The sequence below is a fragment of the Micromonospora sp. NPDC049171 genome (assembly GCF_040648275.1).
Taxonomy (GTDB): Bacteria; Actinomycetota; Actinomycetes; order Mycobacteriales; family Micromonosporaceae; genus Micromonospora.
This window is the reverse complement of record NZ_JBEZDJ010000039.1, coordinates 38811-59741: the sequence shown is the minus strand read 5'-3', so window position 1 is coordinate 59741 and position 20931 is coordinate 38811. Positions and strand designations below refer to the sequence as shown.

General features: G+C 71.4%; 21 protein-coding genes. 18 read left to right on the top strand and 3 right to left on the bottom strand.

Annotation, left to right across the window (positions count from 1 at the left end; all coding sequences use genetic code 11):
• Positions 1–164 precede the first annotated feature (164 nt).
• Positions 165–518, top strand: coding sequence for an STAS domain-containing protein (locus tag AB0B14_RS33880; protein WP_357526143.1), 354 nt, complete (start codon positions 165–167; stop codon positions 516–518).
• 13 nt (positions 519–531) lie between these two features.
• Here AB0B14_RS33880 and AB0B14_RS33875 read toward each other — a convergent pair whose 3' ends face one another.
• Complete coding sequence (locus AB0B14_RS33875) at positions 532–1812, bottom strand: MFS transporter (protein WP_357526141.1); 1281 nt, start codon at positions 1810–1812, stop codon at positions 532–534.
• An 86-nt stretch (positions 1813–1898) separates the two neighbouring features.
• Here AB0B14_RS33875 and AB0B14_RS33870 point away from each other — a divergent pair, with 86 nt between their 5' ends.
• The 4 genes from AB0B14_RS33870 to AB0B14_RS33855 all read left to right on the top strand — a co-directional run bounded on the left by AB0B14_RS33870 (position 1899) and on the right by AB0B14_RS33855 (position 3978).
• Positions 1899–2579: an FCD domain-containing protein gene (locus AB0B14_RS33870; RefSeq protein ID WP_357526154.1), complete on the top strand. Its 681-nt coding sequence runs from the start codon at positions 1899–1901 to the stop codon at positions 2577–2579.
• A gap of 39 nt (positions 2580–2618) precedes the next feature.
• Complete coding sequence (gene mscL, locus AB0B14_RS33865) at positions 2619–3092, top strand: large conductance mechanosensitive channel protein MscL (protein WP_357068963.1); 474 nt, start codon at positions 2619–2621, stop codon at positions 3090–3092.
• 80 nt (positions 3093–3172) lie between these two features.
• Positions 3173–3424, top strand: coding sequence for a hypothetical protein (locus tag AB0B14_RS33860; RefSeq protein WP_357526139.1), 252 nt, complete (start codon positions 3173–3175; stop codon positions 3422–3424).
• A 182-nt stretch (positions 3425–3606) separates the two neighbouring features.
• On the top strand, positions 3607–3978 hold the full coding sequence (locus AB0B14_RS33855; protein WP_357068784.1) for a hypothetical protein: 372 nt from the start codon (positions 3607–3609) through the stop codon (positions 3976–3978).
• Between the two features lie 3 nt (positions 3979–3981).
• Here AB0B14_RS33855 and AB0B14_RS33850 read toward each other — a convergent pair whose 3' ends face one another.
• Positions 3982–5208, bottom strand: coding sequence for a benzoate/H(+) symporter BenE family transporter (locus AB0B14_RS33850; protein ID WP_357526137.1), 1227 nt, complete (start codon positions 5206–5208; stop codon positions 3982–3984).
• Positions 5209–5264: 56 nt separating this feature from the next.
• Between AB0B14_RS33850 and AB0B14_RS33845 the strand changes: the two genes are divergently transcribed.
• The 8 genes from AB0B14_RS33845 to AB0B14_RS33810 all read left to right on the top strand — a co-directional run bounded on the left by AB0B14_RS33845 (position 5265) and on the right by AB0B14_RS33810 (position 11951).
• On the top strand, positions 5265–5825 hold the full coding sequence (locus AB0B14_RS33845; protein ID WP_357068788.1) for an XRE family transcriptional regulator: 561 nt from the start codon (positions 5265–5267) through the stop codon (positions 5823–5825).
• A 115-nt stretch (positions 5826–5940) separates the two neighbouring features.
• Positions 5941–6660, top strand: a complete 720-nt coding sequence (locus AB0B14_RS33840; protein ID WP_357068790.1) for a protein phosphatase 2C domain-containing protein — start codon at positions 5941–5943, stop codon at positions 6658–6660.
• Between the two features lie 104 nt (positions 6661–6764).
• The gene (locus AB0B14_RS33835) at positions 6765–7103 is read left to right on the top strand and encodes a PadR family transcriptional regulator (protein ID WP_357068792.1); all 339 of its coding nucleotides are present in this window, start codon (positions 6765–6767) and stop codon (positions 7101–7103) included.
• On the top strand, positions 7100–7945 hold the full coding sequence (locus tag AB0B14_RS33830; protein ID WP_357068794.1) for an ATP-binding cassette domain-containing protein: 846 nt from the start codon (positions 7100–7102) through the stop codon (positions 7943–7945). Before AB0B14_RS33835 ends, AB0B14_RS33830 begins: the two co-directional genes overlap by 4 nt.
• Entirely contained in the window at positions 7942–8634 is a 693-nt protein-coding gene (locus tag AB0B14_RS33825) for an ABC transporter permease (protein ID WP_357068796.1), read from the top strand. Before AB0B14_RS33830 ends, AB0B14_RS33825 begins: the two co-directional genes overlap by 4 nt.
• Before the next feature lie 59 nt (positions 8635–8693).
• Complete coding sequence (locus AB0B14_RS33820; protein ID WP_357068798.1) at positions 8694–9884, top strand: GNAT family N-acetyltransferase; 1191 nt, start codon at positions 8694–8696, stop codon at positions 9882–9884.
• Between the two features lie 54 nt (positions 9885–9938).
• Entirely contained in the window at positions 9939–10688 is a 750-nt protein-coding gene (locus tag AB0B14_RS33815; RefSeq protein WP_357068800.1) for a ZIP family zinc transporter, read from the top strand.
• A 63-nt stretch (positions 10689–10751) separates the two neighbouring features.
• Positions 10752–11951, top strand: coding sequence for a hypothetical protein (locus tag AB0B14_RS33810; protein ID WP_357526152.1), 1200 nt, complete (start codon positions 10752–10754; stop codon positions 11949–11951).
• A gap of 7 nt (positions 11952–11958) precedes the next feature.
• Here AB0B14_RS33810 and AB0B14_RS33805 read toward each other — a convergent pair whose 3' ends face one another.
• On the bottom strand, positions 11959–13041 hold the full coding sequence (locus AB0B14_RS33805; RefSeq protein WP_357526135.1) for an NAD-dependent epimerase/dehydratase family protein: 1083 nt from the start codon (positions 13039–13041) through the stop codon (positions 11959–11961).
• Between the two features lie 126 nt (positions 13042–13167).
• On the opposite strand from AB0B14_RS33805, the gene AB0B14_RS33800 reads away from it, so the two are divergent.
• The 5 genes from AB0B14_RS33800 to AB0B14_RS33780 all read left to right on the top strand — a co-directional run bounded on the left by AB0B14_RS33800 (position 13168) and on the right by AB0B14_RS33780 (position 20767).
• On the top strand, positions 13168–14022 hold the full coding sequence (locus AB0B14_RS33800; RefSeq protein WP_357068804.1) for a helix-turn-helix transcriptional regulator: 855 nt from the start codon (positions 13168–13170) through the stop codon (positions 14020–14022).
• Between the two features lie 189 nt (positions 14023–14211).
• Positions 14212–15156: an NADP-dependent oxidoreductase gene (locus AB0B14_RS33795; protein WP_357068806.1), complete on the top strand. Its 945-nt coding sequence runs from the start codon at positions 14212–14214 to the stop codon at positions 15154–15156.
• A gap of 6 nt (positions 15157–15162) precedes the next feature.
• Positions 15163–16353, top strand: a complete 1191-nt coding sequence (locus tag AB0B14_RS33790) for a cupin domain-containing protein (RefSeq protein WP_357526133.1) — start codon at positions 15163–15165, stop codon at positions 16351–16353.
• A gap of 516 nt (positions 16354–16869) precedes the next feature.
• Positions 16870–17334, top strand: coding sequence for a DIP1984 family protein (locus AB0B14_RS33785; protein ID WP_357526131.1), 465 nt, complete (start codon positions 16870–16872; stop codon positions 17332–17334).
• 394 nt (positions 17335–17728) lie between these two features.
• Entirely contained in the window at positions 17729–20767 is a 3039-nt protein-coding gene (locus tag AB0B14_RS33780; protein WP_357526129.1) for a hypothetical protein, read from the top strand.
• Positions 20768–20931 lie beyond the last annotated feature (164 nt).

Genomic DNA, 20931 nt, shown 5'->3' with positions numbered 1-20931 from the left:
TTGGAACCCCCTTGACCTGGACCGGGCGGACTCTATCACCGGGGTCTGACCAACTACTTGCCCCGTAGCAACGGAATGACGACGGCCACCGGATCCCGGCTCCCCGTTCTGCGTACGCCCCCGGTCGTGGGATACCGTTCCCCCGATAACAGGAGGTCTGGCAAATGTCCTTGACGGTGCACACGGAACAGCGCGGCGACGTGGTCGTCGTGTCGGTCGCGGGCGAGCTGGACATGGCCACCGCACCGCAGCTTCAGGACCAGATCACCGACCTGCTCGACAAGGGCCGCAACCGGCTGGTGTTCGACCTGGCGGACGTCTCGTTCTGCGACTCGACGGGTCTCTCGGTCTTCGTCCGCGCCAAGAACAGCTGCGACGAGGCCGGCGGCGTGGTGCGACTGGCCGCCCCGCAGCGGGGTGTGTTGCGCATCCTCGAGGTGAGCGGGCTGGTCGAGGTGCTGCACACCTACCCGACGGTGGACGAGGCAGTCGCCGGCGAACCGACGTCGGCCTCCTGACCGCTGCCGTTCCTCACTCGTCCTCGACGTAGCGGGGGCGGGAGATCGCCATCCCCGCCACCGTCTGCACGGCGAGCGCGCCCAGCAGGAACCCGATCGGCACGGTCCAGCCGCCGGTGACCTCGTAGAGGATGCCGACCAGCAGCGGGCCGAGAGCCGCGATCACGTACCCGGTGCTCTGGGCGAACGCGGAGAGCGCGACGGTCCCCTCGGCCGTGCGGGCCCGCAGGCCGATCGCGGTCAGGATCATCGGGAACGCGCCCTGACCGATCGCCAGCAGGATGATCCAGAGCAGCGCGCCCCCGTGCGGGGCGAGCGCCAGCCCCAGGTAGGCAAGCGTCGACGCGGTGGTCATCCCGAGCACCAGCGGACGCAGGCTGGTCATCCGGCCGGCCACGGTCGGCATCACCAGTGCGATCGGCACGCCGAGCGCGGTCACTCCGGCGAGCAGCAGTCCGGCCGACTCCGGCTGGTAGCCGGCATCCCGGAACAACTGGGCCAGCCAGCCCATGATCGCGTACCCACTCAGTGACTGCGCCCCGAAGTAGACGGCCATCGCCCAGCCGAGCCGGGTCCGCGCCGGCCGGACCCGCACCGGCGCGGTGCCGGCCGCCGTCGGGGTCGAGCGCCGCGCGCCCGCCCGGGTCCGCAGCGCCAGCGGCACCCACGGGAGTACGGCCACCGCGGCCATCGCGGCCCAGACGCCCAGCCCCGCCCGCCAGGAGCCGAAGGCGTGCGCGATCGGCACCGCGGAGGCCGCGGCCACCGTCGTGCCCAGGGTCAGTGCCATCGTGTACGCTCCGGTGACCAGCCCGGTCCGGTGCGGGAAGTGCTGCTTGACGAGCATCGGCAACAGGATGTTGGCGACCGCGATCCCGGCCAGCGCCAGGGCGCTGGTGAGCACGAAGACCCAGGCCGAGTCGGTGGCGGCCCGGAGCACCTGGCCGGCGGCGAGGGCGAGCATGGCGACCACCAGCACCCGGGCGGGTGCCACCCGACGGACCAGCCACGGGGTGAGCGCGCCGAGGCCGGCGAACGCGATGGTCGGCAGGGTGGTGACCAGACCGGCCATCGTGCCGGAGAGCCCCAGCCCGTCGCGGACCTCGTCCAGCAGTGCGCCGAGGCTGGTCACGACGGCGCGCAGGTTGAGCGCGACCAGCAGCATCCCGACCAGCACGAGCGCGCCACCGGTCGCCGGGTGCGTCCGTCGACCCGTGCCCGCGTCGCGCGTCGAGGGTGGGTCGACGAGGACGGGAGCGGGCGGCGCCGGAGCGGCGGTGGGTGGCGGGGTCATGACCTCTAACCTACAATCATGGGATGAATTTTGGGCCGGTGATGTAACCAGTGCCACCGTCTGGCGATTCCCCCTCCGCACCGCAGGTGCCGCCCCGCGGCCAGCCCACCGTGCCGCCCCGCGGCCACCGGGTCCGGCAGACCATCGAGCAGCTCCGCGCCCGCATCCTCGGCGGCGAGTGGCCCGTCGGCGGGCGCATCCCCACCGAGCCGCAACTGGTCGCCGCGCTGGGCGTGGGGCGCAACACGGTCCGCGAGGCCGTCCGCGCCCTGGTGCACGCCGGGGTGCTGGAGTGCCGGCAGGGCTCCGGCACCTACGTGATGTCCACCGACGAGCTGGCGCCGGTGGTCGCCCGTCGACTCGGCGACGACCGGATGACCGAGGTCGTCGAGGTGCGGCGCGCCTTCGAGGTGGAGGCCGCCCGGCTCGCCGCGCTGCGGCGTACACCGGAGGACCTGGCGGCGCTCGACGGCCTGCTCGCCGAACGCGAGGCCGCCTGGCACGGCGGCCGGGTCGACGCGTTCGTCGAGGCCGACGCGGCGCTGCACGTCGCGGTGGTCGCCGCCGCGCACAACGCCATGCTCGCCGAGCTGTACGCCTCGGTCGGCACCGCCCTGCGCAGCACTGTCGCCCAGGCGATGGGGGGCGCGCTCACGCCCGAGCGCTACGTCGACCACACCCGACTGGTCGAGGCGATCCGGGCCGGCGATCCGGGCCGGGCGGCGAGCGAAGCCGGCGCTTTTCTGGAGCCCACCGGCGGGGCATAGGTTGTGCCCGACAGAAAAGCGGACACCTCGGGAGTACGGATGCTCAAGGGCTTCAAAGACTTCATCATGCGCGGCAACGTCGTCGACCTGGCGGTCGGTGTCGTCATCGGCGCCGCGTTCACGGGCGTGGTCACCCAGCTCACCAAGTCGTTCCTCGAACCACTGATCCGGGTCATCGTGCTGCTCATCACCGGCAGCGACAAGGGCCTGGCCGGCACGGCGCCAAAGTTCCGCGGCATCGCGTTCGACTGGATCGCCTTCGTCAACGCGGTGATCACCTTCCTGCTCACCGCGGCGGCGCTCTACTTCCTGGTCGTCTACCCGATGAACCGGCTGGCCGAGCGGCGCAAGCGCGGCGAGGAGCCGCCGCCCTCCGCGCCGAGCGAGGAGGTCAAGCTGCTCACCGAGATCCGGGACGCCCTGGTCTCCGCCGGCCACACCACGCCCGGCCAGCAGCGCGGGGCGCTGGACGACGTGCTGGGCCGCCGTCCCGAGCCGCCGACGCAGCGCTGACCGAACGGATGCACATCGGCCCCTGCGGGATTCCCGCAGGGGCCGCACTTTCTCGTACGTGTGTTCGATAGAGTCCCGCCATGGAGCAGCGGAAGCACTGGTGGAACGGGAAGTGGGGGCGACTGGCCCGGCGGGACGTCTTCCTGCGGGTGGACGCCGACCGGTGGCACGTCGAGCAGCGCGCCGGCGGCGCCGAGGGCATCTCCCGGTTCTACGAGTACGGCAGTGCGGAGGAGGCCGAGGACACCGTCCGGGCGCTCCTGGACGGCCCGGACACCTGGCGGGAGCTGTCCCCCCGCCCGCCGGGCAGCTGGACCCTCCCGAACGGCTGAGCGGTCGCCGCCGCCCACCGTCACTCCAGACCTGGGGGCGGTGGTGCACTCCATCGGTGCTGACTCAGCGGCATAAATATGCCTCAGAGTCATCATCCTCTCGGGCTCCGTCGCCCCCTGGCCCGCCGCCGCAGGGCTGCCGGCAGCGTTTAGCGGCGCACCGCCCCGGGAACCGCTCTGGGATGGACCAGCAGGGCGAGCAGCAGACGACCATCTCACGGATCACCACCGGGATGCCGGTGATCGACTCGACCGGCACCGAGGTCGGCACGGTGGACCTCGTCCAGCGGGCCGATCCGAACGCGGTGACCGTCCAGGCACCGACCGCCGACCCGGGCAGCAGCCTGGACGAGTTGATCGAGGCGACCGCGGTCGAGGAGCCGGACGTTCCGGCCGACCTGGCGGCGCGGCTGCTGCACAGCGGTTACCTGAAGGTCTCGACCGAGCTGACCCGCACCGGCGCGGTCTACGTGCCGGCCGACCGGATCGGGTCGGTGGCCGACGGCCGGGTCCTCCTCGCCGTGGGCGTGGCCGACCTGCCACCCGAGGAGTAGCCCTCAGCCCCGAGATCCAGTCGGCACGTCGGCAGGACTGGCCGTCGGCACGTCGCCGGGCGCGGCGGGTGCGGCCGGTGGGCGGCGGTGGAAGAGCAACAGCATCAGGCAGCCCGCGATCAGGCCCCAGAACGCGCCGCCCACGCCGATCAGGGTCACCCCGGAGGCGGTCACCACGAAGGTGACCACGGCGGCCTCGCGGGTCGCCGGGTCGGTCACCGCCGCGGCGAGCGCGGTGGCGAGGGCGCCCAGCAGGGCCAGCCCGGCGACCGCCTCGATGAGGATCGGCGGGGCGACCGCGACAAGTGCGGTGGCCACACCGGCGCCCAGGCCGAGCAGGGCCAGCCCGGCGCCGGCGGTGACCGAGGCGACCCAGCGGCGGTCCGGGTCCGGATGGGCGTCCGGGCCGGCGGCCAGCGCGGCGGTGATCGCCGCGAGGTTCACCGCGTGCCCGCCGGCCGGGGCGGCCAGCAGGCTGGCCAGGCCGGTGGCCCGCAGCGCGGCGCCGAACGGTGGCCGGTAGCCGTAGCCGGCCAGCACCGCCATGCCTGGCACGTTCTGTGCGGCCATGGTGACCAGGAACAACGGTAGGGCCAGGCCGACCAGGGCGGATGCCTCCCAGGCCGGCGCGGTGAGGACGATCGACGGGGCCAGCGTGGCACCGGTCAGACCGGTGGGCGGCGCGGTCAGCGCGATCGCGACCACCGCCACCAGCAACGCGCCGGGCACCGCCCAGCGGCGGGCGAAGCGGTGCAGCAGCAGCCAGCCGACCACCACCGGCCCGGCCACGGCGGGCAGCTCCACGAGCGCGCGGACCGGGGCGGTGCAGAGCGGGAGCAGCACCCCGGCGAGCATCGCGCCGGCCACCGGCTTGGGGATGGCGGCCACCGCACGGCCGAGTGGCGGGAACAGTCCGGCCGCCACGACCAGCACACCGGAGACGAGGAAGGCGCCCACCGCGACCGGCCAACCGCCCGGCGGTGCTCCGGTGGCCACCAGCAGCGCCGCGCCCGGCGTGGACCAGGCCACGCTCATCGGCATCCGGTGCCGCCAGCCCAACCAGGCGGCGGCGAGCCCGCACGCCACGCAGAGGGCGAGCAGGCCGGAGGCGGCCTGTGCGTCCGACGCGCCGGCCGCCCGGAGCCCGGCCAGCACGACGGTGAACGAGCTGGCGAAGCCGACCAGGGCGGTCACCACGCCGGCCAACACCGGTTGGACGCGTCCGGCCATGCCACCCTCCCCAACTGTTCCGTTTACGGAACGACAGTGTGTAGCACGATAGCCGGGTGCCGCAGTCACCACCAGCCCGCCGCCCCGGCCTCGACGTGGACCCCGCCGTCGTCGGCCGCCGGGTCCGCGCCCTGCGCGAGGAGCGGGGAATCTCACTGTCCACTTTGGCCCGGCTCGCCGGTGTCGGAAAGGCCACCCTCTCCGGCCTGGAGAACGGCACCCGCAACCCGACCCTGGAGACACTCTGGGCGGTCACCGCGCAGCTCGGCGTACCGTTCACCGCCCTGCTGGCCGAGCCGACCGCGGGGCCCACCGCACACGGCGCCGCGGTCACCGCCACCCTGCTGGAGGTGTTCACCGACACCGACGCGACCTACGAGCTGTACCGGATGCGGGTCGCGCCCGGCCCGGTGCAGCTCTCCCCCGCCCACCAGCCGGGCGTCACCGAGCACATCACCGTCTTCGCCGGGGTGCTGCGCGCCGGACCGGTCGACGCGCCGCTGACCGCCCCGGCCGGCGGTCACCTCCGCTGGGTGTCCGACGTGCCGCACAGCTACGCGGCGGTGGGTGACGAGGAGGTCGCCGCCAGCCTGTTACTGCGCTACCCGCGCCGCTGAGGCTCGGCCGATCGGTCACGCACCGTCGGGCCCGTCGACGAAAATCGCAATCATTTCTCGACGCACGCAGGAGGCGTAGAGACGAAGGCGGGGTGTTCTTGGCAAGCTTGACCCCATGACGCTGATCCTCCGCTCGGTCATCCTCAACGACATCGGCCTGGTCCGCACCAACAACGAGGACTCCGCCCTCGCCGGTGACCGCCTGATCGCCGTCGCCGACGGCATGGGCGGGCTGCCCGCGGGCGAGGTGGCGAGCGAGATCGTGATCCGGATCCTGGACGAGCTGGCCCCGCCCACCGAGCCGGACGGCGCCGCGGACGCCCTGCGTGCCGTGGTCAGCACCGCCAACCAGCGCATCCACGCCGCCATCACCGTCGACCCGAGCCGCGACGGGATGGGCACCACGCTCACCGCGGCGCTGCTGGCCGGCGAGACGCTGGTCCTGGCCCAGGTCGGCGACTCCCGCTGCTATCTGTTGCGCGACGGGGAGCTGACCCAGCTCACCCGGGACGACACGTTCGTCCAGGCACTTGTCGACCAGGGCACCCTCTCCCCGGAGCAGGCCCGCCACCACCCGCAGCGCTCCCTGGTGACCCGGGCCGTGCAGGGCGCCGACACCCCACCGGCGGTCGGTGTGCTCACCGTGGTCCCCGGCGACCGGCTGCTGCTGTGCAGCGACGGGCTCTCCGACTACGTCGAGGACGACGCCATCGCGGCGGCGCTCGGCATGTACGCCGATCGCCACCAGTGTGGCGAGCAGTTGGTGAAGCTCGCCCACCACGCCGGCGCACCGGACAACGTCACAGTCGTCGTCTCCGACGTCGTCGCCCACTGACCTCGCCGGACCCCGCTCGGCGGTTCGTCGGAACCGGTCGGCTCGGGTTCGGCCACCTCGCTAGGTAGTTGTGCCATCTAGCTTGCGCCGCTACTGTCCGACCCGTGGATTCCGACCGGCGCGGGCAGTGGCTGCGCGGGGTGCTCGACATCTGTGTCCTGGCCCTGTTGGCCGACCGCGAGTCCTACGGCTACCAGCTCGCCCAGGCGCTCGAAGCGACGGGCGTGGGGCCCATCCAGGGCGGCACGCTCTATCCCGTGCTGCTGCGCCTGCAGAAGACCGGCCTGGTGACCGCGCAGTGGCGGGAGGGCAGCGCCGGGCCGGCCCGCAAGTACTACCGGCTCACCGACGACGGGTACGCGGCACTCCGCACGGGCGGCAACGCCTGGCTCGCCTTCGTCGGGCCGGTGAACGACATCGTCACGAAGGGGGTCACCCGGTGAACGCCGACGATTGGCTGCGAACGCTCACCGCCGAGCTGCACCAGCGCCGGGTCGCGGCGGACGCCGCCCGGCACGTGGTCGCCGAGGCCGCCACCCACCTGCGCGAGGGGGGCGGCGACCCGTGGGTCGTCTTCGGCCCACCCCAGCAGTACGCGGGCGCGGTGGTGGAGAGCATCGGCACCGCGCCGGGACCGCGCCCCGGGCCGGTCCGGCTGCACGCGGAGGGCATCACCAAGCGGTACGGGCGGCGAACGGTGCTGCGCGACGCCACGCTCACCGTCCGGGCCGGACAGATCGCCGCCGTCGTCGGGGCGAACGGCTGCGGCAAGAGCACCTTCCTGCGGATCTGCGCCGGGCTGATGTCACCCGACGCCGGCGCGGTGACCGTCTCCGGGCGGCTCGGCTACTGCCCACAGTCCGGCGGTACCGCCGACTTCCTGCTCGCCGACGAGCATTTCGTGCTCGTCGGCGCCGGCCAGGGCGTGGCCCGGGGCCCGGCGCGCCGGGCCGGTCGGGCGGCGGCTCGGCAGCTCGGTTGGGAGGCGGACGGGGACGTGCAGGCCCGCCACCTGTCCGGCGGCACCCGGCAGAAGCTCAACCTGACCATGTCCACGCTCAGCGCCCCGGACGTGCTGCTGCTCGACGAGCCGTACCAGGGCTTCGACCAGGGCACGTACGTCAACTTCTGGGACCAGCTCGGTCGGTTGCGGGACGCCGGCACGGCCGTCGTCGTGGTGACCCACCTGCTCACCCAACTCGACCGGGTGGACATCGTGCTCGACCTGACCCCGGCACAGGTGACCGGGTGGCACACGCCAGGCGTCCAGGGAGGCCGTCGATGAACCGGCTCGTCGTCGTCGCCGAGATGACCCTGCGGGAGTTGCTGCGGCGTCGGGGCGTACTCCTGCTGTTGTTGTCGATGCCGTTGACCTTCTACCTGATCCGGCGGGACGCCTATCTCGGGCAGTCGGTCCGGTCGCTGCTGCTGGGTGTGGGTTGGGCGGTGAGCACCGCCGCGCTGTTCGCCACCACCGCGGCCCGCGAGTTGGAGCCGAGGCTGCGGCTGGCCGGCTACCGTCCCCATCACCTCTACCTCGGCCGGGTGCTGGGCCTGTGGACGGTGGGGCTGGTCATCGCCGTGCCGTTCTTCCTGCTCCCCATGATCGACGGCGCGGACCTGCGGTACGGCGGTCTGGCCGCCGCGCTGCTCTGCTCGGTCGCGGTGGCGGCGCCGTTCGGGATGCTGATCGGCGCGCTGCTGCCCCGCGAGATGGAGGGGACGCTGCTGCTGCTCACCGTGGTGACGGTGCAGATGTTGATCGACCCGGCCGGCTCCGGGGCGAAGTTGACGCCGTTCTGGTCGACCCGGGAGATCGCCACCTGGGCGGTGGACCACACCGACCAGGGCTACCTCTCCCGTGGCGTGCTGCACGGGCTCGCCGTCACCGTCCTGCTGGTCGTCGGTGTGGCCGCCGTGGTCAGCGTCCGCCTGCGCCGCCGCCGGCACCTGCGACACCTGCCGGTGGGATGACCGGCCCGGATACCGCCAATCCGGTTGCTCCGGCCAGCACGGCGGGTTGAGATGGGCGGATGACCATCCGCCGGGTGACCGCCGACGAACGTCTCACCACCAGCTTCCCGCTGGCCGCGTACGCCTTCGAGTCCTCGCCACTCGGTGCCGCACGGATCGACGAGTTCCGCGACTACCTGCCCTACCAGGAGGGCAACCGGACGCTGATCGCCGAGGAGGACGGCGTCACGCTGGCCGCCGCCTCGTCCATTCCGATGCGGCAGAACCTGCGCGGGAAAGTGCTGCCGATGGCGGGTGTCGCCGGGGTGGCCACCCACCCGCTGGCCCGCCGGCAGGGGCACGTCCGGACACTGCTGCACCAACTCCTCGACGAGGTACGCGACGAGGGGCACCCGGTCAGCACGCTCTACCCGTTCCGGCCCAGCTTCTACGCCCGGTTCGGCTACGTCGGGCTGCCCAAGCCGCGGCGGGTCACCTTCTCGCCGGCCCACCTGGGCTCGCTGCTGCGCGCGGAGCTGCCCGGCGAGGTCGGCTGGGAACGCATCGGCACCGGCTATCCGGCGTGGCGCGCGTTCACCGAGCGCTGCCTGACGCAGCGGCACGGCTTCGCGCTCTTTCCGGACTACCGGGCGGACGGGATGCGGGAGCGGGACGAGTACTGGCTGCTCACCGCCCGCGTCGACGGCGAGGTCACCGGCGCGGTGACCTACCGGATCGACGAGCACGGCGGCACGCTGCACGGCAACGAGTTGCTGGTCGCCGATCCGCTCGCGCGGGTGTTGCTGTTGCAGTTCTTCGCCCGGCACGTCGACCAGGTCGACCGGATCACCGTGCAGGTCCCGCCGGACGAGCTGCCGGAGCTGTGGCTGACCGACCTGGACGTGCACGTCGAGGCACGCGTCGCCGTGCCGGGTACGTCCGCTCCGATGGCCCGGCTGTTGTCGCTTGACGCGCTGGGCGGGCTGCCGGCCGGCCCCGGTCGGGTACGGATCGAGCTGACCGGGGACCGCTGGCTGGCCGGCACCCACCTGCTGGACGGCACGACCGGCGCGCTGGAGTTGGTCGCCGACACCGCCGGCCGCGCGCCGACCGCCACCCTCACCGCGGCCGGGCTCTCCGCCCTGGCGTACGGGGTGCTGGATCCGGCCGAGCTGCCGTTGCGGGGGTTGGGCGAGGTGCCGGTGGACGCCGCCGCGGAGCTGCGGGACGTCTTTCCCCGCCGGGTGCCGTACGTCTTCGCCGACTTCTGAGCCTTCCTCACAACTGGGTTTGTCGTCCCGGCGGCCGTGGGTACGGTCCCGCGAATGCCGGAGTGGTTACAGGCGGGTGGGTGGGGGCTGCTGGCCGGGTCGGCCCTGCTGGTCGGGGCGGCGGTCGGTTGGTTCGCCCGGGTGCCGCAGCGCGTCATCGCGTCGATCATGGCGTTCGGGGCGGGTGTGCTGCTCTCCGCCGTGTCGTTCGAGTTGATCGCCGAGGCGCACGCGCAGGGCGGGCTGCTGCCCACGGCGCTCGGCGCGGGCGGCGGTGCGGTCGTCTACACCCTGGCCAACGTGGCCCTCGCCCGGCACGGCGCGCGGCACCGGAAGCGCTCCGGCGACCAGCAGCCCTCCGAGGGTGAGCAGCCCGGCTCGGGGTCGGCGATCGCGGTGGGCGCGCTCCTGGACGGCGTACCGGAGTCCGTGGTGATCGGCGCGAGCCTGCTCGGCGGGGGCACGGTCAGCCTGGTCACGGTGGCGGCGGTCTTCCTCAGCAACGTGCCGGAGGGCCTGTCCAGCGCGGCCGGCATGCGCCAGGCCGGCCGGTCCCGGCGGTACGTCTTCCTGCTCTGGATCGGCATCGCGCTGATCAGTGGTGCGGCCGCACTGCTCGGCAACACGGTGCTGGGTGGGGCACCGCCGGAGGTGCTGGCCGGAATCACGGCGCTGGCCGCCGGGGCGATCCTCGCCATGATCACCGACACCATGGTCCCGGAGGCGTTCGAGAACGCCCATCTGCTCGTCGGTCTCATCACTGTCGCCGGCTTCCTGACCGCCTTCGCCCTCTCCCACGCCTGAGCGCCCACCCCGGCCCGGGCTGGCCAGCTCGGGTGAAACAGGCCTTAGCATCACGGGGTGCGCATGACGTCGGTTGCCGCCCTCCTCGTCCTCGGTGTCGCCGCGGCGACCCTGCCCGCCTGTGCGGCCGACGACCCGACCCCGGCCTTCCAGCCCGGCGCGTCCGCCGCGCCGGTGGCCCCGCCGACGAGTGCCCAGGCCGAGGCACCGCAGACCCGCGACGGTCTCGGCGGCCCGGGGGCCAGCGCGAGCCCGAAGCCCGCCGGAAAGGTGCTCGCGGCCGGCAACCCGAACGGCAGGGCCACCGTGCCGGGCGAGGCGCGGGCGGTGGACACCTCGAAGCCGACCCGGACCATCGGCACCGGCACCCCGGCGAGCTGCACCTCCGCGGCGGTCGTGCAGGCCGTCGCGGCCGGCGGTGTCATCACGTTCAACTGCGGGCCCGCCCCGGTGACGATCAAGATGACCGCCACCGCGAAGGTCCGCAACGCCAACGGGCCGAAGGTCGTGCTGGACGGCGGCGGCACTGTCACCCTGAGCGGTCAGGGGCAGCGCCGCATCCTCTACCTGAACACCTGCGACGAGGCCCAGGGCTTCACCACCTCGCACTGCCAGAACCAGGACCACCCGCAGCTCACCGTGCAGAACCTGACCTTCGCCGACGGCAACTCCACGGGCGAGAAGGCCGAGGGTGGTGGCGGTGGTGCCATCTTCGTACGCGGCGGGCGGTTCAAGGTGGTCAACTCGCGCTTCGTCCGCAACCGCTGCGACCGCACCGGCCCCGACCTGGGCGGCGCGGCGATCCGGGTGCTGAGCCAGTATGAGAACAAGCCCGTGTACGTGGTGAGCAGCACCTTCGGCGGCGCAGCCGGCCAGGGCGGCTCCTGCTCCAACGGGGGCGCGCTGAGCAGCATCGGCGTCTCCTGGGTCGTGCTGAACAGCGTGCTCAGCCACAACGAGGCGATCGGCAGCGGTGCCAACCCGGCCAAGTCCGGCACGCCCGGCGGCGGCAGCGGCGGCGCCATCTACTGCGACGGCAACGAGTTCACCGTGCGGATCGCCGGCACGATCATCGAGAGCAACCGGGCGAACGAGGGCGGCGGCGCGGTCTTCTTCGTCAGCAACAACCGCACCGGCACGATGCGGATCGAAAACTCGACCCTGCGCCGCAACCCCAGCGGCAAGTTCGAGACCCGAGGCTTCCCCGGCATCTTCTTCCTGGGCGCCCAGAACCCCACGGTCACCGGTTCCAAGCTCAGCTGATCGGAGGTCAGTAGGGGTTTCCCTGGCCCGGAGGGCGGGCCTGGATGAGGGCGGCGGGGCGGCCGGGCAGGTTCGGCGCGCCGGACATCGGTGGGCTTGCCGTGTGGTCGCCGTCGGCCATGCCGGCGAAGAGTTCCCTGAGCGCCGTCAGCGCACTGATCTTGGGTTGCCAACCCAGCTCGGTCTCCGCCCGCTCGCTGGACATCAGCGGGGCGTTCAGGCCCAACTCCACCCAGCCCGCGTCGACCGGCTGCAGCCGCGCCCGCCAGGTCAGCGCCGCCGCCGCCCGCAGCACCGGCGCGGCGACCGGCACCGTCCAACCGTGGAAGTGCCGAGCCACCAGCTCCGGGGTGAGCACCGGGTCCGCGGCGACGTTGAAAGCACCGCGCACATCACTCAAGAGTGCCCGGGTGTACGCATCGGCCACGTCGTCGGCGTGCACCGCCTGCATCCGCAGCCGACGGTTCGTCGGCACCAGCGGGATCCGGCCGAAGCGCAGCAGCCGCACCGGCGCCAGCGGACCCAGGAAGTAGCGGGTGATCTCCGTTCCCGCGGCCCGCTGGAAGATCAACCCGGGTCGCATCCGCACCACCCGCAGCGTCGGGTGATCACGCTCGATCCCGTCCAGCAGCGCCTCGACCTCCGCCTTGTGCTCGCTGTACGACGAGCCGGTCACACCCGTGGTCGGCCACCGCTCGCTGATCGGGTGGTCCTTCGGGCCGGGGGCGTAGGTGCCGACCGACGAGGCGTACACCACCGCCGGCACACCGGCCCGGAGCACCGCGTCGAACACCGCTCGACTGCCCTCGACGTTGGTCCGACGCAGCACCCGCTGGTCGTGACTGGGCTGGATCTGCCAGGCCAGGTGCACCACCGCGTCCGCACCCGCGAACATCTCGGCGAGCTGCCCCGCCGCGCCCGGCGCCCCGATGTCGCAGGAGTGCCACCGCACCTGGTCGTACGGCTCACCGGCATCCGGCGCGGGCAACCGTCGGACCACCCCGACCAGCTCCACGTCCCGCTCCTGACGGAGCCGCCGCAGCACCGCCGTACCGACATTGCCACTCGCCCCCACCACCACGATCCGCATGCTCGACCCCGTACCCGCCCAGCAGCCGCTCAACCGCCCACCCGGTAAGGGCCGCAGGGCTTGGGTGCGGGCAGGACCCGTCGACACCGCTCGGGCACGTCCGGATTTCCCGGGCACAATTGGGCTGTGGAACGTCACGAGTTCGGTGCCGCGGTGCGCCAGTTGCGGGAGAGCACGCCGCCTGCGGCTGTCGGGCTGCCGATCGGCCGTCGGCGGGTGCGGGGGTTGCGCCGGGAGGAGCTCGGCGAGCTGGCGGGGATGTCCGCGGACTACGTACGCCGGCTGGAGCAGGGGCGCAGCCACCCGTCCGCCGGGGTGGTGAACGCCATCGCCCGGGCGCTACGGATCGGGCGGGCGGAGTACGAGCGGCTCTGCGCGCTGGCCGGGTACGCCGCCGCGGACGGCCAGGTGCCGAACGAGATCGGTCCGGGCGCGATGCGGCTGCTGGAACGGTTCACGGACACTCCGATGTTCGTTTCCGACGCGGCGATGAACCTCGTCGCCGTGAACAGCGCGTTCATGGCTCTGGGGCACTGGGAACTCACCGGGCAACCCTGGGAGTGGAACATCGCGTGGCGTACGTTCTGCGATCCGTTCAACGGCTTCAAGCAGTCCACCATTGACGCGACCGATCACGAATCGATCCTCGCTGCCCGGCTGAAGAGCGCGCTGTTGCGCTACCCCGCCGACGCGTCGCTCGCCACGCTGGTGGACGAGATGCGAAGCCGAAGCCGCCTGTTCGACACCCTGTGGCGCGCGCCACGACCGGTGGCGGCCTACGAGAGCAGTGCCGCGTTCATTCATCCGGACGGCGGCGCCGTCACGCTCGTCGGCAGCCTGCTCGCCATCCCGGGCGACGATCTGGCGGCTCTGCTGCTCACCGCGGCTCCCGGCTCGGCCGATGCGGCGCGTCTCGCGGAGATCGTCGGCGTCGCCGGGGCACCGACAGTCATCAAGGTGGGCCAGCCCGGCCCAGGTTAACCGCACCAAATCCTGTGAAGGTAAGTGACGTCTCCAGCGAACGCGGATCCAGTCGCTGCCTCCGGGCGGCTCCGGTGAGGCGGGGCTGGATGCCTTCGCAACTCGAAGCAGACCGCAGGGAGCATCCCTGCGTCGCAAGCGCTTCGAGTGCGGAGTCCATCGACGGCGCTCACCGAGGCAGGTTCAGCGATGAAGGCAGTACGTTTCCACGAGTTCGGCGGTCCTGAGGTCCTCCGCTACGAGGACGTCGAGCAGCCCACCCCCGGCGCCGGGCAGGTCCGGATCCGCGTCGCCGCGACGTCGTTCAACGGCGTCGACGGCAACATCCGCGCAGGCTACATGCAGGGCCCGATCCCGGTGGAGCTGCCGCACACTCCCGGTCTCGATGTCGCCGGCACTGTCGACGCGCTCGGTGACGGCGTGGACGACGTCGCGGTCGGCGACCGTGTCGTCGGCTTCCTGCCGATGACGGGGACCGGGGCGGCCGCGGAATATGTGATCGCGCCGGCGGAGATCCTGACGGGGGCACCCAGGAACATCCCGTTGGCCGACGCGGCGGCGTTCCCGCTGGTGGGCCTGACCGCGTGGCAGGCGCTGTTCGACCACGGCAAGCTGACCGCCGGCCAGCGGGTGCTGATCAACGGCGCCGGCGGAGCGGTCGGCGGATACGCGGTGCAGTTGGCCAAGGAGGTCCGCGCCCACGTGATCGCCACGGCCAGCCCACGCAGCGCCGAGCGGGTCAAGGCTGCCGGCGCCGACGAGGTGATCGACCACACCACCACCGACGTGACCGCGGCGGTGACCGAGCCGGTCGACCTCGTACTCAATCTCGCGCCCGTCTCCCCGGAACAGCTGGCCGCGCTGGTCACGCTGATCCGCGACGGCGGCACCCTGGTCAACACCACAGTCTGGATGCCCGCTCCCTCGGACGAGGCGCGCGATGTGCGGGGCATCGACCTGTTCGTCCGCAGCGACGCCGACCAACTCGCCGACCTGGCCGCTCGGATCAGCACCGGAGAGTTGGTCGTCGACGTCGCCCAGCGGGTGGCGCTGGCCGACCTGCCCACACTCCACGCCCGGGCCGGCGCGGGCGAGTTGCCGGGCAAGACCGTCGTCCTCGCGCCCACGGCCTGACACCCGATGACCGACAGCCGCACCAACCCGTCAGGCACTCCGGCCATACCGCTGCTCATCAGCCGGACCGACCGCGCGGTTTCGATCACGGTCCAGCAACGCACCCGGGTGGCGCCCGCCACAGCGTTCCGGGTGATCGCGCCGATCGACCTGCCCAGCGTCTTCCACCGGGTCGGGCCGTTCCCCGGCGTCAAGGGCGTGGCCAACCAGACGGAGACCTGGGATCACGTCGGCCCCACCCGTAACCCGCAGTTCGAGGACGGGTCACAGGCCAGCGAGCAGTTGACCGAGTACACGGAGGGTTCGATCTTCGCGTACCAGCTGACCGGGTTCACGAACGTCCTCTCCCGCCTTGCGTCCGGAGTGCGGGGCGAGTTCAACTTCAACCCCGACGGGGACGGCACCCTCATCCGCTGGACCTACGAGTTCAAGCCGCTCCCCGGCCGGCGCCCCATCCTCGCCGGCCCCTTCGCCCCCTGTGGCACCGCTACCTGGCGGCTGCCCTGGACCGGTGCGTGCAGGTGGCCGAGGCGCAGGAGCCGCGGCTGTAGCAGTCCCGGCCAGCCACCGGAAAGCACGCGACGTGACGGTGCTTTCCATGAGGATCAACAAGCAGCCCGTCGAGCTGCCTCCGGGGGACGCGTCGTCGCCCGGCCGATCGAACCAACCGACAGCACACTCCAGGAGACGATTTCCATGATTCCCGACGACGATCCCACTCGCTCGCTGACCGTGGCGAATCCCGACGATCCCGACACGACCCATATCTCCCTGGCGGGAGACAACTACGGCATGTTGATCACGGGCGAGCAGACCAACGGCGCGTACTGCCTGATCGACATGCGCATCCCCGACGGCGGCGGCCCGCCACCGCACCGGCACGACTTCGAGGAGATGTTCACGATCATCGAGGGCGAGATCGAGTTCACCTTCCGCGGCGAGAAGCACCTCGTGCGGGCCGGCTCCACGATCAACATTCCGGCCAACGCACCGCACAACTTCCGCAACAACTCCGGTGCGCCGGCCCACATGCTCTGCATGTGCACCCCGGCCGGGCAGGACGAGTACTTCACCCGCATCGGTGACGTAGTCGCAAGCAAGGACGCACCACCGCCGCAGCTCTCCCCGGACGAACTCGCCGAACGCCGCCGCCGCGCCACCGAACTGGCCTCGACCTACCGCAGCGAGTTCCTGTGACCAGCCGACCGCTGGCGCTCTGACGATATCGAGCCCGAGCAGCAGCAGCCGTCGGACTGACTGCGGAAGGGGTCCGAGCCGCAGGTGCGGTTGGGACCCCTCGCCGGCTGGTCGAACCGTTGGTGGGCCGCCTGGGACTCGAACCCAGAACCTAAGGATTAAAAGTGGCCAGGGAACGACAAAACGCTATGAAGTCTTTTTGCCGTCGTGACCTTGGCTTGCCGTCCGAGCAACGGCAGTGCTGTCCCGTTGTGTCCGCGCTGGTCCAGGGCCTGGTTGCGGTGTACGACGCGACGGTGTGCGGCCCGCCTCGTGGTGATGTCCGGGGGTTGCGTGATGAGTCCGTCCTGGGTTGGGGACGTCCGAGCACCCGGGGAGCGGCCCATCGGTGATACGACACGGTTCCGCCCGTCTCCTTGAGCCGATCGTCTACCCCTGCGGCGAGCCCAAGGGGGTCGACAGGACTGGGTAGAAATTGGGGCGCGGCGTTGATCTTCGCTGGCCATACTGGTGCCCATGAAGCTTGCTGAGGCCCTGGCGCTGCGCGCGGACGCGGCGCGACGCGCCGAACAACTCCGTGCCCGCATCACGGCCAGTGCCCGCTACCAGGAGGGCGAGGCACCCGCGGAAGACGCCTCGGCTCTCCTGACTGAGGTGGGCGAGGCCCTCGGTGAGCTGGAGTCGCTGATCCGGCGAATCAATCGCACCAACGCCGCCACCACCGTCGATGGCGCCACGCTTACTGACGCGCTGGCGCGTCGCGACGTGCTCCGTCTGCGGCACAGCGTGGTCAACTCGGCGGCGGACGCCGCCGCGGGTGAGGGCCAGCGCGGATATCGGCAGCTGCGGTCGGAGTTGAAGATGATCCCGGCGCTGCCGGTGGCCGAGCTGCGCCGGCAGGCTGACGACTTCGCCCGGCAGTTGCGCGAGATCGACACGCTGATCCAGCGGACGAACTGGGAGGTCGAGCTGCTGGACTAAGGGGGTTGCGGAGCAGGTAGCCGACGTGGAGGCGTGCACGAACCCGCGAGCCGGCGGGTATTCCGGCTCACTTCTGGCGCGCCGAGGGTAGGCGCTGGGGTTCGATTCCCCGGCACACATCGCATGCCCAGCACAGCACACAGGTGACGGCGCACAGGGCACGGCACACGACCGGGTGCAGATCCACGACGGCGAGGGTGGGACAGGGGAATTCCGCAACCCTTGTGTAGCAGCGCTTGAGGTTTGCAACTGACCGCTGTCGATTGCGGCGCTGTTCGTCGACCGAAGACGTACCCGGGCATCCGCTACGGTGCGGTCACCGACGAGGCGACCTGACGGAGGTAGCTGCCGTAGTCGAAGAGGATCCAGCGCATCAAATCTAGGAGTCGCCGTCTTGTGGAACCCGGTACCACTTGATTCCGCGCTTTACCAAGGCCCGTCGCAGGTCACGCCGGCCAGGGTCATCGGAAAGCTTGAGGTCCTGCCCCTAGACGAGCTGTCGTGGGAGGACTTCGAGCGCATCCAATGGCGCATCCTGCGCGACGTGGAGGGGCTGCGTTACGCCCAGATCTACGGCGAGCGCGGTCAGGCACAAGAGGGCCTGGACGTTGTCGCGCTGGCGCCGGACGGCGGCGGTGTCGGCCTGCAGAGCAAGAAGTACAAGCGCTTTGGCCCGGCCGACCTCAAAGCCGCCGTGAAGAAGTTCCGGGACACCGAGCGACCCTTCACGATCGACCGCCTGATCATCGGCGTCAGTATCGATGTCAAGAGCAAGACCGTGCCGCCGGTGCTGGCCGATCTCCGCAAGCATCTCCGTCCCATCGAGCTGGACCTGTGGGACCGACAAGAGTTTTCGCTGCTGCTTCGCACGCGCCCGGACATCGTCGTCGAGTTCTTTGGTGAGGAGACGGCTCGGGCGTTCTGTCTTCCGTTTGAGTTGGAGTCCGTGGTGGTGCCGTCCGTGGAGACGGTCGCTATCCGTGAAGCCCTGGCGAGGACGCCGGAGGAGACGACCGGCGCGGCCGACCTGCTACGGGAGGCGCGAGCGCTACCCGACGACCCTGAGCGGGCGCTGGGCCTGCTTGAGGAGGCGCAAGGGAAACTGCGTGCGACGCCGTTCGGCGCCTACGCCGCACTGTACGACGCGGAGCGAGGCCGGCTACTCGCGCGTGTCGGCCGCGCCGATGAGGCAGCGCGCCAGTGCCTCGACGAGTTCTGGGCGGCGCTCGATCTCGGGCTGACTTCCACCGCCGATGTCGCCCACCGGCGACTGCGCGAACTCGTCAGTGCTGGCGCGCCACCGTGGTTTACGCAGGTGGCCGGCGCGGCGTCGAACCTCTACTTCAACCCACTCGGTGCTGTGAACGACGTCGCGGGTGTCGGAGAGGATATCGATAGGGCGCGCCTCGCGGCCCTCGCGGGGGAGGTCGCCCTCGCGAATGACGACTCGGCCGCGCTCTCATCGCTGAGCGACACGATCGCGGCCGCGATCGAGGGCGATTTCCGGGACCCCGTTCTCCGGACGCGGCTGCGCCTACTCGCCGCCGAGGCGACCGGCGACTGGACGGCGATTCTCACCGACGCACGAACGCTCAAGTTGGGGTACGACCTGCTCGCCTTGGTGACGGCCCGTTATGCACGGCATCGGGCGCTGCACCAGGAGTTCAAGGAGGCCGAGGCACTGTGGGACGACGCCACCGGCGACGCCTCCCTGGCGCGGCGCTGGGCCGACGCGACGACCTGGACGCTCAGCCGCCGGACTTTCCGCGAGTACTGGAATCCCTTCACCTCGGACGAGTTGCTGCCGCTGCAGAAGGCCCTACGTGAGCTGGGAACTTCCCCGCGGATCCTCTCGATCGCCGAGTCGGCCTACGAGTCGGCGCTGGAGGCGCTGCGGGTCGATCGATTGCGCCCGGCGACGATCTCCGCCCAGCGAGCCCTGCGGGACGCCGTCTCGGCTGGTGATTGGGCGGGCGAACGCGACGCGAGGCGGGTCTTGGCGGCCGCGCTGGCAAAGGCGGACGAACCCGGCCTCGCGGCACGGCACCTCGCACGGGCGGGTGCTGCAAAGGAGATCAAAGAGCTGGGCAAACAGTTCGCCGACAGGTTCATTGACGTCACGCCGGAGCTGTCGGCGCTGAACTATTGGACGGTCGGCACGGCATTTCGGCTGATCGAGCAGCAGGCCGACTTGGTGCCGGACGACCTGGTGGAGGTTATCTCCGACCGAATCCTGATCGAGATCGCCGCTGCCGAGGCGTACGAGCTGCCGGACATCCGCATGCTCGCGGTGTCGCGCTACAACGGGGCGGTCGGCGCGCTAGCCGGCCTCGCGCATCGGCTCGCGCCCGAGCACGCCGATAAGGCGCTCGCGCACTTCGAGCGGCAGCCGCCCTTGGACGACGAGCATTACCGGTTTCACGACGAGAATGAGGCCGTCGCAGTAGCCCGTATCGCCCTCGCCCAGCCGCAACTCGCGAAACGTGCCTGCTCCCACCTGGTAAACCTGCTCGCCCGGTCGCAATCTGCGCGTAAACCGGTTGTGCAGAAAGCCGTGGACCGGTTCATCGACGTCACGCGGCCGCTCCTCGCGGAGCTCGCGGCGAAGGGCAACCACTGGGCGCGGGAGACGCTGGCGTTCCACGACACCGAGAGTGTGTCGCCGGAGCAAGCCGAGGCGGCCTTGGCCAGGCTCACGACCCCGCTCGTCCACGAACCGGGTGTTTTCACCGAAGGAACCGGCGCCGTCGGGGATTCGCTGCTCGTGCGGGGTCTGCCGGGCGACCTGCTCGGTTCGGCCGTGTCGGAACTGCTGCAGAGGGCAGACGACACACACGTAGGCGCCGCCGATCGGGGGGACTACCTCATCGCGGCCGCCAATCTCGCCCCGCAGCTGTCCGCGGAGGATCGTGGCGAGCATTTCGCGGCGGCGATGCGCATCGCCTCGGAACCGCAGCCGTCGCTGCACGACGAGTTGGAGCGGGGTTTCGCTCACCGCCTCGGCGGCATGCGGGTGGTCCGCAACGATATGGACAGCCGCGAGCGGGCGCTCTTTCTCGCCGCGTGCATGGCTGGCGACGACGGGCAGCGGACGGCGGTGCGCGACCATGCCTACGAGTTGCTCGTCAACGGCGGCGGCGAGTCCGGCTACTGGGTCACGCGAGCGCTCCAGCAGTTGGGCGACGCGATGCGCGAGGACGTCGGCTATCTGCTGATCCAAGGGTGGGCGCTGAGGTCGTTCGCCGCCATTCTCTGGGCCAGGCACGGGACGCCCGTCCAGGCCGGGATGCGGCTTGCGACCGATTCCGACGTCAGGGTACGGCGGGCCTTGGCTGAGGCGCTCGGCGGTGTGGAGACAGACGAGGTCCGGCGGTCCGTTCACGATCGTCTCGCGCAGGATCCGAATCACAGCGTGCGAAGCGTGTTGGCCTGACGGGCGGCCTTCCGGCGTACGCCAAACGGGTACCGCTGTCAGGGGCGCCAGGAGGCAGGAAGCACTTCAAATCTCGGCTACGGCGCGTCTACCGGATAACCGATTATGGTGAGGCCCTCGCGGCGCAGAGCAAGCAGAAGGCAACCGGCCCCTTGGGCCAGGGG